We start from the raw sequence: 15726 nt of genomic DNA, 5'->3' as shown, positions 1-15726 counted from the left end.
CTGACTAACGAGAAAGGGGAGTGACAGATAAAGCAAGCATAATGCACTTAAGAATAAGTGCTAACAGGTTTCATAAGCACTTACAACACATTTCATAAGTACTTGTAACAGGTTTCACAAGCACTTATAAACACTTACCTGTCTTATCAAGATCCCATCCAGCCCATCAGCCTGTGAGCTTAACGCCCCATATCCCTACTGTTGTTCTGTTTCTGGTTGCTGACGATTTGCCACACGCTGGGCAGAAGTCTGCGCAATTGTAGGGCGACGCCCCTCACGGCGTAGTGCCCTTTCATCCTGACAGTCATTGCGAGGACGACGAGGACGAGGCTCTGGCATTGTCTTCATCATCTTGCCCGTCTGTATGAGGTGGCGTGCAATCGTATCGAGCATACCGTTGATGTATCCGCCACTGCGTGGTGTACTGTACAGCTTAGCCAAGTCAACATACTCGTTGATGGTCACCGTTACCGGGATATTAGGGAATGTAAGCATCTCGGCAATAGCTATCTGCATGATGACAACATCCATATAAGCCAGTCGTGAGAAGTCCCAGTTGCGGCTCGACTCACTCATATAACGCTGGTAGTCGTCAGCATTGAGGATTGTAGAGCGGAAGAGCTTGAGCGCAAAGTCACGGTCTTCTTCATCACGATACTCTGGAAGAAGCTCCTGATCAGCCTTGTTAGCCGGATCAAAACGCTTGATGGTCTTGATGACGAAAGTATCAACGACCTCCTTATCATCATTCCAATAGAGACTCTTCTCCTCCAAGACAGCATCCAAATCAGGATTCTCCTGGATGAGTGTACGGTAAATCTTACGCCACACCTCACGGTCTGCCTCGTATGAATCATCATCACTATCCATATATTCCTGATAGATAGTGCTCTGTTCTATCTGGTCGCAGAGCTTACGCACAGCCTCCATGTCATCTTCCCAACGGCGTTTCTGTGATTCCATGAAAAGGTTGAGTTGCTTGTTCTCCTCCAACTGAACAGCGAACTTGTTGTTTGCAAAACGAGCCGAAGGAGCCTCTGCCCCCTCACGGGTAGCACGATTGGCAGCAATCTCCACACGATGACGCTCCTCTTGCGTAATAGATACGATTAACGCCAAGAGGTAATTGTAGAGATCATACGCTTTCGCCAAGCTGAAAAGCAGTTCCTTCTCAGCATTGTCCATATTCCTGTTACCGTTCTGATAGTATGCATAGGTTAACTGGACAATCTTAATTCTTATTAATTCCCTATTGATCATTGTCTGTTCTCAAAGATTGTGTTTCATATTGAATACTTTATTTTGCAAATGTAGGAATTTTCCTTCGTACATGCAAACAATACCGTCTTTTTCTATGTTTTTTTAGATAATACTTGGTCATTCCATTGAAAAGAAGTAACTTTGCACCGCTTTTTGCAAATTGAGGATTGAAAGTTGTGACATTCATTAGATTTCCAATTCCTTGATCTCTCAGTGTGTGATGGCGAATTAAAGTTCATATTAATTTAGAGTAACACAAAATTATGAAGGAAATTAAAGTAGCAGGTCAGAAGCGTACAGACCTTGGAAAGAAAGCTTCAAAGCAGCTCCGCAAGGAGGGCTTGGTTCCATGTAACCTCTATGGTGAGGCACAGCAGGACGGCAAGCCAGTAGCAATGTCATTCACCGCTTCAATGTCAGAGCTGCGCAAGTTGGTTTACACTCCACACATCTACGTTGTAGAGTTGCTTATCGATGGCGAGAGACACACTGCAGTTCTCAAGGAACTTCAGTTCCACCCAGTAACAGATGCTCTGCTTCACGTAGACTTCTATGAGGTGAACGACCAGAAGCCAATCGTTATGGGTGTACCAGTTAAGCTCGTTGGTTTGGCACAGGGTGTCCGCGATGGTGGTCGTATGAACATGTCTATCCGTAAGATTAACGTAAAGGCTCCTTTCCAGCAGATTCCAGAGCACCTCGACATCAACGTTACCGAGCTTGGTCTTGGCAAGAGCATCAAGGTTGGCGAGCTGAGCTTCGAGGGTCTTGAGCTGATAACTCCAAAAGAGGTTGTTGTTTGCTCAATCAAGGCAACACGTAACTCTATCCAGGCTGCACAGGCTGCCGCAGCTGCTGAGGCAGAGTAATCATAACGAAACCAGTTAATTCAGATAAAGAATTGGACAAGTATTTGATTTGTGGACTGGGCAACCCCGGACATGAGTACGAGGGAACCAGACACAATACAGGATTTATGGTATTGGACGCTTTCGCTAAAGCGTCCAATATTGTTTTTGAGGACAAGCGTTACGGATTCATTGCTAAAACGACGGTCAAGGGGCGCAAGATTATTCTTCTGAAGCCCACTACGTTCATGAATCTCTCGGGAAATGCCGTGCGTTACTGGCTCAACAAGGAGAATATCGACCAGAGCCGGCTCTTGGTTATATCCGATGATGTAGCCCTGCCGTTAGGTGCTTTCCGACTAAAGGGAAGCGGCTCAAATGGCGGACACAACGGACTGGGGCATATCCAGCAACTCATCGGACAGAACTATGCACGACTGCGAATGGGTGTCGGCAATGACTACCCACGTGGCGGACAGGTTGACTGGGTGCTGGGGCATTATTCTGAAGAAGACATGAAAGAACTTCAGCCGGCTATCGACTTGGGCGTGGACATCATCAAGAGCTTTGCCCTTGCAGGCATTGACATCACGATGAATCAGTTTAACAAGCTCGGAAAGAAATAGTATCACGCAATTTTAAACATAGTATGAAACGATGAACGACATTGCAAGAATTGACAAATGGCTATGGGCTGCCCGCATCTTCAAGACCCGTTCCTTCGCTGCAGACGCCTGCAAGAACGGTCGTGTCACGATAAAAGGCATCAACGTAAAGCCTTCACACACCATTAAGGCGGGTGAAGTAGTGAGCGTCAAGAAGCCGCCTGTCACCTACTCGTTCAAGGTTCTCAAGACCATTGAACAGCGGGTCGGTGCAAAGCTCATCCCAGAAGTCTACGAGAACGTAACCGATGCAAAACAGTACGAACTGCTGGAGATGAGCCGTATCAGCGGCTTCGTCGACAGAGCACGTGGGACTGGTCGTCCGACAAAGAAGGACCGCCGCCAGATAGATGCCTTTGTCGACCCTGCCCTATTTGGCTTTGAGGAGGAAGAGGACGAGGACGAAATCTTCTGACAACAGCAACCGAACAGGTAGACCTGGTCTTACAACAACATAAAACAGAACGATATTATCCCACGCAGCAACAAATGCTGCTGCAAGTATAGGAGCGCATGGTTCGTGTATCAGCCCACTAACATTCTTCACGGGCGCACAAACCATGCATCTCCACACTGTACCGACAATTATCTTGACACAAACACACCGTCCAATACACTTCTTTCTTTCTGAAAACACCGCCTCCAAACGTCTTTTCAACGAATGGGAAAGACTTGCCCTGCCCCACACTTGTGAATTATTTACGTGAAGAAAAATATTTCTTTTCATGAAGAAAAATATTTCTTGTCGTAAAAATAAATATTTCTTTGCATGAAAAGAATTCCGTGACAAAGCAAAGGAGCCAAGCCAACACCTTCACATCAGCCTTTAACTGACTGCCGGTGATGGCTTAACTCCTTTGACTTCCAATAACACCAGGAGATTGATTCTATTTTATACGGTAGAACTTCACGCAGGCTGGACGGCTGAGACTAATGTCCTGATTGGTATTCTGGAGCATACCAGTATTCTTGTCGCGTGAGAACACCTGTATCTTGTTGTCGTCACGACAGGCAACAAGTAGGAACTTGCCATTTGGAGTGATGGCAAAGTTACGCGGATGACGACCAGTAGGCTGCATGCCGACACGTGTCAATTTGCCGTTGTAATCAGTACGGAAGATGGTGATGCCATCACCCTCCAGACGTGTGCTGGCATAGACGAACATACCGTCAGGGCTGACATGGATGTCTGCACCGCCCTTTGCCTGTGCATTATCAGCAAGGACAGACTGGATTTCCTTCAGCTTTCCTTCCGTATACTTGTAAACAATCACCTTGCCTGACAGCTCGTTCATCAGGTAAGCATACTTGCCATTGGGCGAGAAGACGAGATGACGTGGACCAGAACCAGCCTTCACATGAGCTGCAATACCATGGTCCTCGAGTTTCTGCTCATCCTTATTATAATAGAAACTGAGGAGGCGGTCACCACTGAAATCGGTAGCAAAGATGTTTCCGTCAGGGGCAAATACAGCACAGTGCGCATGTGGAATTCCCTGACGTGAGCGGTTAGGACCGCCCTTCCTGCTGCTAATCTGCAACTGCGACTTGTCGAGTGTTCCGTTCTTGAGGATTGGGAAGACTGAGATGGTGCCGCTTGAGTAGTTTGCTGTAAGGGCTATCCGTCCATCCGTATCAACATAGCAAGGGTCGGCACCATGCGTCAGCTGTGAGTTCATGAATGAAAAGCTGCCGGTAACAGGGTCGAAGCCAATGCAGTTGAGCACAGCCTTGGAACTGTTCTGCTCGCTGACAGCATAAATGAAACGCCCGTTCTTGCTGAAAGTGAAGTAAGAAGGATTGTCAACGCTCAGCGAACTGAGTGCAGATACTTCGCCCGTTGACTGGTCGAAAGAGAAGGAATACAAACCCTGGCTGCCGGCATCCGTATAGGTTCCGACCACCATCTTGATGTTGTTACCGGCAAAGCCGAAAACAGGGAGGATGGCTAAAGCCATACCTAACAAAGAAGATTTTACTTTCATTTCTATTAAATATGTTTTATATGTTGTTTTGATTTTTCCTATCAGAATGCAAGATGTCTGTTTTCATTGTTACAAAAATAAGTAAAACTCTCATAACGCTCAATCTTTTTTGCTATTTTTTGCATCTCCGAATTGATTTTAAGTTTTCAATAACATTCGTGGTGGGGGATGTACAGCATTTAGGAAGGTTATCATAGCTTTAATAATCAACTTTCATCAAAACCAGTTTATGAAGTTTAGTTAAATAATCATAAACAACACGCCATCAAACATTCAAATATAATTATAAATGTAGAAAATAAGTACCTTTGCAGTCCGATTATTATAGGGGTAGTCTTAGAACCCCGTACGATGCGTGTTAATAGTGTTGTCTTTGGCCGGGCAGCATGGTTAGGAAAGGCACAGTCGTAAAACAGAAAACGTTTTTTAGTAGTAAAATTATTAATTTTTTAGAATGGACACTTTAAGTTACAAGACTATTTCCGTAAACAAGGAAACAGCTAAGAAGGAGTGGGTCGTTATTGACGCCAGCGATCAGATTGTAGGTCGCCTTTGCTCTAAAGTAGCTAAGCTGCTTCGCGGAAAGTACAAGCCAACTTTCACCCCACACGTAGATTGTGGTGACAACGTAATCATTATCAATGCAGCTAAGGTTGTATTCTCTGGTAAGAAGGAGACTGATAAGGTTTACACACGTTATACTGGTTACCCAGGTGGTCAGCGTTTCAACACTCCTGCACAGCTTCGCACTCGTAAGAACGGTGTCGACAAGATGATCCGCCATGCCGTAAAGGGTATGTTACCAAAGGGTCCTTTAGGTCGTCACCTGTTGGATAACCTCTATGTTATCGAAGGTACAGAGCTCAACGGTCTCGAGGCACAGAAGCCAAAGGCAATTGATATTAACCAGTATAAATAATAAGGAGAAAGATGGAAGTAATTAATGCAATTGGTCGCCGTAAGAGCGCAGTAGCGCGTGTTTACCTCTCAGAGGGCACCGGCAAGATCACTATCAACAAGAAAGATTTAACTGAATTCTTCCCATCAGCTATCCTGCAGTACGTGGTTAAGCAGCCACTGCAGTTGCTCGGTGTAGAAGGTCAGTATGACATTAAGGCTAACCTCGATGGTGGTGGCTTTACTGGTCAGAGCCAGGCACTGCGTCTTGCTATCGCTCGTGCACTGGTTAAGGTTAACGCCGAAGACAAGAAGAACCTGAAGGATCACGGATTCCTGACACGCGACAGCCGTACTGTTGAGCGTAAGAAGCCAGGTCAGCCAAAGGCTCGTGCTCACTTCCAGTTCAGTAAGCGTTAATATTTTCTTTTGTTCTTTGGAACATTGAACTTTATGATATGCTTTATTCAATAACAGAATAGGCAATCTCCAAAGCTCAAAAGTCAAAGGTCAAAGACAAAAGAAAATGGTTTAGTATCTAAACTGATGCGATTCCTTATCGGGGGACTACCCGTCAGTTGATTCTAACAAAGCCTGGCGAAGCTCATTCGCCAAGAAAGAATTAAAAAGAAAGTAAACAAGTAAAAACAAACAAGATGTCAAGAACAAATTTTGACCAGTTATTGGAGGCAGGATGCCACTTTGGCCACCTCCGTCGCAAGTGGAACCCAGCAATGGCTCCTTATATCTTCATGGAGCGCAACGGTATCCACATCATCGATCTTCACAAGACTGTAGCTAAGATTGACGAGGCTGCAGAGGCACTCAAGGGTATTGCCAAGAGTGGCAAGAAGATTCTGTTCGTCGCTACTAAAAAACAGGCTAAGGAAGTTGTAGCTGAGAAGGCTGCAGCAGTAAACATGCCATACGTAAACGAGCGTTGGGCTGGCGGTATGCTGACCAACTTCCCAACAATCCGTAAGGCAGTGAAGAAAATGACGAACATCGACAAGTTGATGAACGACGGAACATTCTCCAACCTCTCTAAGCGTGAACTTCTGCAGATTTCACGTCAGCGTGCTAAGCTCGAGAAGAACCTTGGTTCTATCTCTGACCTGACTCGTCTGCCATCTGCACTCTTCGTTGTAGACGTAATGAAGGAGCACATCGCTGTCAAGGAGGCTAACCGTCTCGGCATTCCAGTATTCGGTATCGTTGATACCAACTCTGATCCAAAGCACATCGACTACGTTATCCCAGCTAATGACGACGCAAAGGATTCTGTAGAGGCTATCCTCGCTGCTTGCTGCGGTGCCATCGCAGAGGGTCTTGAGGAGCGCAAGGCTGAGAAGGCTGACGAGAAGGCTGCTGCTGAGCAGGCTGAAGAGGCTGCTGAGGCAAAGCCAAAGCGTGCTGCACGCAAGACTGAAGAGGCACCAAAGGCTGAGAACGAGGCACCAGCTGCTGAGTAATAAATGAAACATAGTGGGCGCTGGTGAGTGCTAATGAGCTTCTGTATCTTCATGATACGTGAAGTTCATCATCCCTCATCAACGCCCACAATATTTAACAATATTAGAAAAGGAAAACAAAAAAATGGCTGTATCTATTGAAGATATCAAGAAGCTCCGCGCTATGACTGGCGCAGGTCTGGCTGACGTAAAGAAGGCACTCACAGAGGCTGAAGGCGATTTCGACAAGGCAAAGGAACTGATCCGTGAGCGTGGTCTGGCTATCGCTGCAAAGCGTTCTGACCGTGAGACATCAAACGGTTGTGTACTCGTTAAGCAGGCTGACGGCTTCGCTGCTATGGTTGCTATCAAGTGTGAGACTGACTTCGTTGCTAACGGTCAGGACTTCATCGCTCTCGTTCAGGAGATTCTGGACGCTGCTGTTGCTAACAAGTGCCAGAGCCTTGACGAGGTTAAGGCTTTGAAGCTCGCTAACGGTGAGGATGCTGCTACTGCCGTTCAGCAGCGTTCTGGTATTACTGGTGAGAAAATGGAGCTTGACGGCTACAACTTCCTTGAGGGTGAGAACGTTTCTGTTTATGACCACATGAACAAGCACACTCTCGCTACTATGGTTCAGCTCAACGAGAATAACGAGGAGGCTGGTCACAAGGTAGCTATGCAGGTTGCAGCTATGAAGCCACTGGCACTCGACGAGACAGCAGTTCCACAGTCTGTAAAGGACGAGGAATTCAAGGTTGCTGTTGAGAAGACCAAGGAAGAGCAGATTGAGAAGGCTGTTGTTGCTGCTATCAAGAAGGCTGGCATCAATGCTAACCTCGTTGACAGCGATGACCACATCGAGTCTAACATCAAGAAGGGTTGGTTGACCCGTGAGGAGGCTGATAAGGCTATCGAGATTCGCAACACTGTTTCTGCCGAGAAGGCTGCAAACCTCAATGAGGATATGATTCAGAACATCGCTAAGGGTCGTCTGAACAAGTTTTTCAAGGAGAGTTGTCTCATTGACCAGGAGTTCCAGTTCGGTGATGGCGACAAACAGAGCGTAGGCGAGTGGCTCAAGACTCAGGGCAAGGACCTCAAGGTTGTTGCTTACAAGCGTTTCACACTCTCTGCTGAGTAATCACAGAGCTTCTTTAAAAGAAAGATATGGGAGTTGCAGGAAAGCCATCAGGCTCCTGCAGCTCCTTTTTCATTAAACGAACGGCCATTTAGTACTATTAGACTTATCAACCCAATGAGGCTTATTAAGATTAATTGCTGCCCGATAAAACTTAAATTGCACGCCCTCACATCTCTTTTCCAAAACAAATTACGCCCTCTCCAGCTATGTATTACAAAGGAATGAAGCCTCAACACGATTGGTGTTTACAAATAAGCACAACATGTGTTTACCAACAACACAACACGTGTTTACCAACAACACATCGGTAGAAAGTTCATTATTGTCATTATATAAGTAAGACGCTGATGGCCAATTCGTGCGAGAAATATTTACCGAACAGCACTAATTGGCATTATAGAACAACAAGCACCAACAGAAACTACGAACAATGAAAATCTTTGCAATAGGCATGAACTATGCCGAACATAATAAATCACTGAATGAAACGTTATCAACAAAGGAAAGACCTGTCATCTTCACCAAGGCTGATTCAGCCCTGCTGAAAGACGGAAAGCCTTTCTTCATTCCCGATGACTTGGGAACGATTGAATATGAGACGGAACTTGTGGTGCGCATCTGCCGTCTGGGCAAGACCATCTCCAAGCGTTTTGCTCATCGTTATTACGATGCTGTAACGCTGGGAATTGACTTCACGGCTCGCGAACTACAGCAAAAGCTAAGGGCACAAGGACTGCCTTGGACGCTCTGCAAGAGTTTTGATGGTGCTGCAGCTTTAGGCGAATGGGTACCAAAGGAGAAATTCCTTGACGTGCAACGGCTGCACTTCCATCTTGACATCAACGGTCAGACTGTACAGGAAGGCTGCACAAGTGAGATGTTATACAAGGTGGATGAGCTCATCAGTTATATCAGCCGCTACTTCACCCTCAAGACAGGCGACATCATATACACAGGCTGTCCGTCTGGCTGTGGTCCCGTTCATATCAACGACCATCTGGAAGGATATATAGGAGAGAGAAAAGTCCTTGACTTCAATTGCAAATAAGTGCAACAGGTTACATTACAGATTAATCAGTGACAAAGCCGGGAATTATCGGACTTACAAGCATCCACCAAGTACTTTATGACACAAGTAACTATTCTCTCTTCCAAACAGATACAGCATACACAACACTGCAAACAACTGACACAAAAAGACTTTGAGGGAATTACGTGAATAATATGACGAAAGGAACAAACAAGCTGACAATGAAACGTTCAGCAATACTCTGCTTCATACTTCTGCTGGGGTGTATAAAACTATCAGCCCAACAGCAAAGATTCTTCAATCTGACAGTTGAAGACGTGACAATAGACTCGATATTGCCACACTTCCACTATGCCATCCCCGTTGGTGAACAGTATGCTGATTCCACCTACGAGCTGGAAATACGCTACCCGGAGTTCATTGACATGAGCAAGGCAGACGTAGAACGATACAATGCCCTGACCAATATTGCCCCACCTTCATGGCCGGAAACACACCAGCAAATGACGGTGGAACGCAAGCGTGGCGTATTAGAGATTTCGCTCATGCCCATCGTTCAGCGCAACGGAAAGAAGCAGTTCCTCGTCAGCTTCATGATAGCACTCACCTCCCGTCCCAAGAAATCATCGGCAAGAAAAGCAAAAGCCCTTGCTACCCGTGCAGGCAATGTATCGGCATCTTCTGCCGCCAGTCGCTATGCCCAGCACTCTGTTCTTACCAGTGGGAAATGGGCAAAGATACGTGTTCCGTCCAATGGTGTCTACCAGCTGACCAATGAACTCATCCGTCGTGCAGGCTTTTCAAACATAGATAAGGTGAAAATCTATGGCTATGGAGGGAACCTGCAGAAGGAAGTCCTTACAGCTGACTACATCAAAAGACATGATGACCTGAAGGAAGTTCCAACCTACAACAGCAACGGCAGACGTCTCTTCTACGCCCGTGGTCCTGTCAGCTGGGAAAGCAATACATCAGTAAAGAGAATCCGCAATCCTTATTCCAACTATGGTTATTATTTCCTGACAGAGGATAACAGCAGCGCTCCTGCAGCCATTACAGACAGCACCACCTTCCTCAACAGCTTCTATCCGTCAGCTGATGACTATCACAGTCTGCACGAGGTGGACAACTTCAGCTGGTATCATGGAGGACGAAATCTCTTTGAAGAAACACCGTTGAAACTGAATGAAGGCAAAGTCTTCACCCTTGCCAACAAAGCACGGGCTACAAGTGGAAGGCTTACCGTAGCCATAACAACAGGTACCTATACATCAACCGTGAAGGTTGAAGCCAATGGACAGAATCTTGGCGAGATAAGAGTCACACCTCATGACTCCTTCGACAAGGGCTATGAAGAAGTAAGAAGCTATACGCTCAACACGCTCCATGCTGTCGACAGCATCAAGCTGACAACCACAGAGGGCGGTCCGGCACGCCTTGACTATCTCGTCATGACCTATCCCACACCAGCACTGGCACCTTCACTGAAGGCAGCTTTTCCCGCACCAGAATATGTCTACAACATAACAAATCAGGACCTTCATGCTGACGAACCCGTCAATATGGTCATCATCATCCCTACAAGTCAGAAGTTGTTGAAGCAGGCAGAACGCCTGGCTGACTTCCACCGCAGGCATGACAACATCTCGGTACGAATCGTTCCAGCGGACGAAATCTACAACGAGTTCTCCAGTGGAACTCCTGATGCCATGGCCTACCGCCGTTACATGAAGATGCTTTACGACCGTGCTACCAGCACCAACCTCCCACAGTCGCTCTTGCTTTTCGGTGATTGCGTATGGGATAACCGCATGCTGAGCAGTGCCTGCCGCAATCTCAACCCCGACGACTATCTCCTTGCATACGAAAGTGAAAACTCATTCAGCGAGACCGACTGCTATGTCAACGACGGTTGGTTTACCTTGATGGATGATGGTGAAGGAGGCGACCTGCTGAGACGTGACAAGGAAGACCTCGGGGTGGGACGCTTCCCGGTTACAGAAATATCCGATGCAAAGACTATGGTCGACAAAACCATCAGCTATGCCGAGAACAAGAATGGCGGAAGTTGGGAGAATGTCATCATGTTCATGGGCGATGACGGCAACAATAATCTCCACATGAATGATGTCAATGAGACAGCAGAAACCATCATGGCAACCTATCCCGACTATCAGGTGAAGAAGGTGATGTGGGATGCCTACACCCGTATTTCGTCCGCAACAGGTCATAGCTATCCAGAGGCAAGTACCATCATCAAACAACAACAGGCACAGGGCGCACTTATCATGGATTATGCTGGTCACGGAAAGGAAGACCAGATATCCCATGAAGCAGTACTCCGACTGACCGACTTTGCCAATTTCACCAATGCGAACCTACCTCTATGGATTACCGCCAGCTGCGACATCATGCCTTATGACGGCACAATCCCTACCATCGGCGAGGCAGCAATGCTGAACAAAAAGGGCGGCTCCGTCGCTTTCTGGGGCACTACACGCACTGTTTATGCCTACTATAACAAGGCTATCAACACCGCCTTCCTCAAGCATGTACTGAGTTTCACTGACGGTAAGCCGACCACACTCGGCGAAGCACAGCGTCTGGCGAAGTGTGAGTTGATTAACTCTAACAGTGACCTTACCCCCAACAAGCTGCAATATGCCCTATTAGGCGACCCTGCACTCTCGCTGAATCTCCCTACACTTGAAATCAAAGTAGAGACAATTAACGGACAAGCACCAAGCACAACGGGCTCTGTCCTGCTCAAAGGTGGCTCAGTCGTCACTGTCAAAGGACACATAACAAAGAACGGCAGCAAGCAAACTGACTTCAAGGGACTGCTCAATGCTACTGTACGTGATACCAAGGAACTCATCACCTGCAAGAAACAGGAAGAGACATCAAAGAAAGCCTTTCAGTATTACGACCGTCAGAAGGTGCTCTACAACGGCACAGACAGCATCCGCAACGGTGAATTCACATTCACCTTTGCCGTGCCACGCGACATCAACTATGCTTCAGGAACGGGGCTGATGAACCTGTCTGCCATCAATGACAGCCATACTCTCATGGCACAAGGACATGAAGAGGGCTTCTGTATTGATGGGTCAGAAGCCATATATAACGACTCTATCGGTCCATCCATATATGCTTATCTCAACTCTCCATCGTTTGTCGATGGCGGTGAAGTCAATAGTACCCCTTACTTCTTCGCACAGATAACCGACAAGGACGGCATCAACGCTTCAGGCAATGGAATCGGTCATGACATGCAGCTGACCATAGACGGAAAGCTGACACAGACCTATATTCTCAACGATAACTTCCGTTATGACTTCGGCAGCTATACCTCAGGCACAACAGGCTACAGCCTGCCTGAACTCTCTGAAGGTCCGCACACCCTCCAGTTCCGTGCATGGGACATACAGAACAACCCCTCAACCGTTACGCTCCACTTCAAGGTTGTCAAGGGACTGGCACCGGAAATCTATAGTATCAATGCCTCAAAGAACCCTGCCAGGACCGAAACCACATTCATTGTTACCCACAACTACATTGGTTCAGCCGTGGATATAGACATTGAAGTGTTTGACATGAGTGGACACTTGCTGTGGCGTCACAGCGATTCGGGAGTTGCATCGGGCAATGCCATCACTGCCAACTGGGACCTTATCGTTGAGAATGGAGCACGACTCCAGACTGGCGTTTACCTCTATCGTGTCCGTCTCAGCAGCAATGGTGCGACAAAGGTGTCGAAAGCTAAGAAACTGATTATCTTAGACAATAAATAACACAAGAATAACGTTTCAATCCATGAGACGGTATCAAACGGGCAAATAGTTTGTAAGTTGTAGCGACATACACCACTTTTGCACCTCACAACCAGCATTACTGGCAGACAGTCAGGCCGTGCCTTACTGCTCTTGATTCAGTCTCATGGATTTTCATATAGCAACATTAAACAAGCAACCCAATTAAAAAAGAATGATTAAACAGCTTCGTATAGCCATCCTCTCACTGACGGTACTTGCTTCATCTGCCGCTTTTGCGCAGGAGAAGAAAGACATATTCAACCCTGTCAATACGTCAGTTACCTCACAGTCCATCGCTCCTGACGCACGTTCTGCAGGTATGGGTGATGTTGGTGCAGCCACTGACCCGGACGTAAACTCACAGTATTGGAATCCTGCCAAGTATCCGTTCAACATCTCCCGTGCAGGTGTTTCACTGAACTATACCCCTTGGCTGCGGCAGTTGGTGAGTGACATTGACCTGGCTTACCTTGCTGGTTACTACCGTATCGGTGACTACAGTGCAGTCTCTGCATCCATGCGTTACTTCTCTTTGGGTGAAGTACAGATGACTGACGGCTCCAACATGACCATCAATCCTTATGAAATGTCATTGGATGTGGCTTATTCCTTGATGCTGAGCGAGCACTTCTCACTGGGTGCTGCAGTACGCTGGATATACTCCGACCTTACTTATAACTATACGGATGATACTGCACCGGGCTCTGCCTTTGCAGCCGACCTGTCCTGCTACTACCAGAACTATATCAACATCGGTGAGCGTGAGTGCCAGCTGGGCTTAGGTATGAACATCTCAAACATCGGTTCAAAGATTACCTTCGGTGGTGACAACCGCTCTGAATTCATCCCGACCAATCTCCGCTTAGGTGCTTCGCTGATGATTCCTATCGACGAATTCAACCGTTTTACCATTGCTGCCGATGCCAACAAGCTGCTCGTTCCAACCTATCCGAAGCGCAAGGCTGATGAGTCACAGGTTGATTATGACAACCGTCTTCAGAAAGAGTATTATGATGTATCATCTATCTCTGGTATCTTCAAGAGCTTCGGTGATGCACCTAACGGTGCCTCCGAGGAGTTGCAGGAAATACAGTGGAGCTTAGGTGCCGAATATACCTATAATGACAAGTTCTCACTCCGTGCCGGCTACCATCATGAAAGCGAGAACAAAGGTAACCGCAAGTATTTCACAGTAGGTGCAGGCTTCAAGATGAATGTCTTTGCATTGGATGCCGGCTACGTCATTGCAACAGCCAAGAACAACCCACTTGACCAGACCCTCCGTTTCTCTCTCTCGTTTGACATGGACGGTATCAAGGATTTGTTTAAGAGAAGGTAAAGCCTCCCCCGCCCCCCTCCAAAGGGAGGGGGAAAGCCTAACGGGAATTTGTTAAGATATAGCTTGGCTATCGCATCTTATCCCTTTTACTAATTATTTAAACATTAAATAACAGAGGGTCTCCTGCTTGTATTTCAGACATCTCCTCCTTTGGAGGGAAACGAGGAGACTCCCCTTATATAAAACATGACAACTTCTGCTCAACCCATCCCATCTTTCCGCGTCGGAATGGGATACGACGTACACAAACTCGTAGAAGGACGCGACCTTTATCTCGGTGGCATAAAGATTGAGCATACCCTCGGACTCCTCGGACACAGTGATGCCGACGTTCTCATCCACGCCATTTGTGATGCGCTGCTCGGTGCAGCCAACATGCGCGACATAGGCTATCATTTCCCTGACACCTCCGCTGACACGCTGGATATGGACTCAAAAGTCATCCTCCGCAAGACCATAGACCTCCTGGCAACAAAGGGTTATCGTGTGGGCAATATCGATGCTACTGTATGTGCGGAACGCCCGAAGATTAACCCACATATCCCTGCCATGTGCGAATGTCTGGCTGAGATTATCGGCTGTGACGTGGATGCCGTGTCCATCAAGGCTACCACTTCTGAGCGAATGGGCTTCGTCGGTCGTGAGGACGGTATGGCTGCTTATGCCGTCTGCCTCATCGTAAAGGCATAAGTTTATAGGCTAAACTGCTTTATAAAACACTATAATCATCATAGAGTGCATTAATTACCGTCAGTGCTTATACACAAACGTTCTACCACGACATTCGGTTGTTAAACGACAATAGGGACACCTTACGTGTCCCTATTGTCGTTTAATTAAGTCTTAGTACTGTCTGGTAAACACAGCCCATAAAGCCAGTCATGGTGTCATACATTCATTATAATGACAATAATGAACATCTCTTCCCATTCTTAACCAGTGTGCTGTTGTCCATTACATGTGGTGCTTGTCAGTAAACATCAATGGGGTTGAAAACTTAATACCCTGCAATATGTTGCTGGCAAGGTTATGCCCGATTGTTGTTAGAAAAGAGGACATGAGAGAGGCAAGGTAAAATGTAGAAAAGGCAAACAAATACGATGTCTTTCCGTCATCTGCAAACAACTTATTCCCATACTACCCGATATTTGTAAACTATTTTCATACAGCTCAAAGCTAATACATGGTCTTTTGGCTTTGAAAAGACGCCCAATTGGCTTGCAATAGATGCCCTTTTGAGGTCTAACTGACGCCCTTTTGAAGTCCAATTAAGCACCTTTTCTTGCACGACT

At 46.8% G+C, this 15726-nt stretch carries 13 protein-coding genes; 11 read left to right on the top strand and 2 right to left on the bottom strand.

Annotated features, from left to right (window positions below):
• Positions 1-195: 195 nt before the first annotated feature.
• Positions 196-1260 (bottom strand): transcription antitermination factor NusB, encoded by a 1065-nt coding sequence (nusB, locus tag ADJ77_RS01360; protein WP_025077947.1) that lies wholly within the window; start codon positions 1258-1260, stop codon positions 196-198.
• A 263-nt stretch (positions 1261-1523) separates the two neighbouring features.
• Between nusB and ADJ77_RS01355 the strand changes: the two genes are divergently transcribed.
• From ADJ77_RS01355 to ADJ77_RS01345, 3 genes are read left to right on the top strand one after another with little or no spacing between them, the layout of a single operon-like run.
• Positions 1524-2129 carry a 50S ribosomal protein L25/general stress protein Ctc gene (locus ADJ77_RS01355; protein WP_025077948.1) on the top strand — a complete coding sequence of 202 codons (606 nt, stop codon included), beginning with the start codon at positions 1524-1526 and terminating at the stop codon, positions 2127-2129.
• Positions 2130-2161: 32 nt separating this feature from the next.
• The gene (gene pth, locus ADJ77_RS01350) at positions 2162-2734 is read left to right on the top strand and encodes an aminoacyl-tRNA hydrolase (protein ID WP_050695949.1); all 573 of its coding nucleotides are present in this window, start codon (positions 2162-2164) and stop codon (positions 2732-2734) included.
• A gap of 31 nt (positions 2735-2765) precedes the next feature.
• Positions 2766-3188, top strand: a complete 423-nt coding sequence (locus tag ADJ77_RS01345; protein WP_025077949.1) for an RNA-binding S4 domain-containing protein — start codon at positions 2766-2768, stop codon at positions 3186-3188.
• 472 nt (positions 3189-3660) lie between these two features.
• On the opposite strand, the gene ADJ77_RS01340 is transcribed toward ADJ77_RS01345, so the two are convergent.
• Entirely contained in the window at positions 3661-4758 is a 1098-nt protein-coding gene (locus ADJ77_RS01340) for a lactonase family protein (RefSeq protein WP_025077950.1), read from the bottom strand.
• Between the two features lie 454 nt (positions 4759-5212).
• Here ADJ77_RS01340 and rplM point away from each other — a divergent pair, with 454 nt between their 5' ends.
• From rplM to ispF, 8 genes are all read left to right on the top strand, one after another.
• Positions 5213-5677: a 50S ribosomal protein L13 gene (rplM, locus tag ADJ77_RS01335; protein WP_025077951.1), complete on the top strand. Its 465-nt coding sequence runs from the start codon at positions 5213-5215 to the stop codon at positions 5675-5677.
• Between the two features lie 11 nt (positions 5678-5688).
• Positions 5689-6075, top strand: coding sequence for a 30S ribosomal protein S9 (gene rpsI, locus ADJ77_RS01330; protein ID WP_021671639.1), 387 nt, complete (start codon positions 5689-5691; stop codon positions 6073-6075).
• Between the two features lie 236 nt (positions 6076-6311).
• On the top strand, positions 6312-7127 hold the full coding sequence (gene rpsB, locus ADJ77_RS01325; RefSeq protein ID WP_025077952.1) for a 30S ribosomal protein S2: 816 nt from the start codon (positions 6312-6314) through the stop codon (positions 7125-7127).
• A gap of 124 nt (positions 7128-7251) precedes the next feature.
• Positions 7252-8250, top strand: coding sequence for a translation elongation factor Ts (tsf, locus tag ADJ77_RS01320; protein ID WP_025077953.1), 999 nt, complete (start codon positions 7252-7254; stop codon positions 8248-8250).
• A gap of 430 nt (positions 8251-8680) precedes the next feature.
• Positions 8681-9298 (top strand): fumarylacetoacetate hydrolase family protein, encoded by a 618-nt coding sequence (locus ADJ77_RS01315; protein WP_025077954.1) that lies wholly within the window; start codon positions 8681-8683, stop codon positions 9296-9298.
• 203 nt (positions 9299-9501) lie between these two features.
• A complete protein-coding gene (gene porU, locus ADJ77_RS01310; RefSeq protein ID WP_050696206.1) occupies positions 9502-13074 on the top strand; it encodes a type IX secretion system sortase PorU in 3573 nt (1190 codons plus the stop codon).
• A 193-nt stretch (positions 13075-13267) separates the two neighbouring features.
• The gene (porV, locus tag ADJ77_RS01305; protein WP_025077955.1) at positions 13268-14434 is read left to right on the top strand and encodes a type IX secretion system outer membrane channel protein PorV; all 1167 of its coding nucleotides are present in this window, start codon (positions 13268-13270) and stop codon (positions 14432-14434) included.
• 186 nt (positions 14435-14620) lie between these two features.
• Positions 14621-15124 (top strand): 2-C-methyl-D-erythritol 2,4-cyclodiphosphate synthase, encoded by a 504-nt coding sequence (gene ispF / locus ADJ77_RS01300; RefSeq protein ID WP_025077956.1) that lies wholly within the window; start codon positions 14621-14623, stop codon positions 15122-15124.
• The last annotated feature ends 602 nt before the right edge of the window (positions 15125-15726 follow it).

Origin of the sequence: Prevotella fusca JCM 17724, assembly GCF_001262015.1 — a bacterium.
GTDB classification, from domain to species: Bacteria; Bacteroidota; Bacteroidia; order Bacteroidales; family Bacteroidaceae; genus Prevotella; species Prevotella fusca.
The sequence above is the reverse complement of the archived record's forward strand: the minus strand, read 5'-3'. Positions and strand labels throughout refer to the sequence as shown.

Excerpts from the sequence above, each read along its gene's own strand:
- ADJ77_RS01345 (WP_025077949.1), top strand. The coding sequence starts at position 2,766 with ATGAACGACATTGCAAGAATTGACAAATGGCTATGGGCTGCCCGCATC.
- ispF (WP_025077956.1), top strand. The coding sequence starts at position 14,621 with ATGACAACTTCTGCTCAACCCATCCCATCTTTCCGCGTCGGAATGGGA.
- porU (WP_050696206.1), top strand. The coding sequence starts at position 9,502 with ATGAAACGTTCAGCAATACTCTGCTTCATACTTCTGCTGGGGTGTATA.
- porV (WP_025077955.1), top strand. The coding sequence starts at position 13,268 with ATGATTAAACAGCTTCGTATAGCCATCCTCTCACTGACGGTACTTGCT.
- rpsI (WP_021671639.1), top strand. The coding sequence starts at position 5,689 with ATGGAAGTAATTAATGCAATTGGTCGCCGTAAGAGCGCAGTAGCGCGT.
- tsf (WP_025077953.1), top strand. The coding sequence starts at position 7,252 with ATGGCTGTATCTATTGAAGATATCAAGAAGCTCCGCGCTATGACTGGC.
- rpsB (WP_025077952.1), top strand. The coding sequence starts at position 6,312 with ATGTCAAGAACAAATTTTGACCAGTTATTGGAGGCAGGATGCCACTTT.
- ADJ77_RS01355 (WP_025077948.1), top strand. The coding sequence starts at position 1,524 with ATGAAGGAAATTAAAGTAGCAGGTCAGAAGCGTACAGACCTTGGAAAG.
- ADJ77_RS01315 (WP_025077954.1), top strand. The coding sequence starts at position 8,681 with ATGAAAATCTTTGCAATAGGCATGAACTATGCCGAACATAATAAATCA.
- ADJ77_RS01340 (WP_025077950.1), bottom strand. The coding sequence starts at position 4,758 with ATGAAAGTAAAATCTTCTTTGTTAGGTATGGCTTTAGCCATCCTCCCT.
- nusB (WP_025077947.1), bottom strand. The coding sequence starts at position 1,260 with ATGATCAATAGGGAATTAATAAGAATTAAGATTGTCCAGTTAACCTAT.
- rplM (WP_025077951.1), top strand. The coding sequence starts at position 5,213 with ATGGACACTTTAAGTTACAAGACTATTTCCGTAAACAAGGAAACAGCT.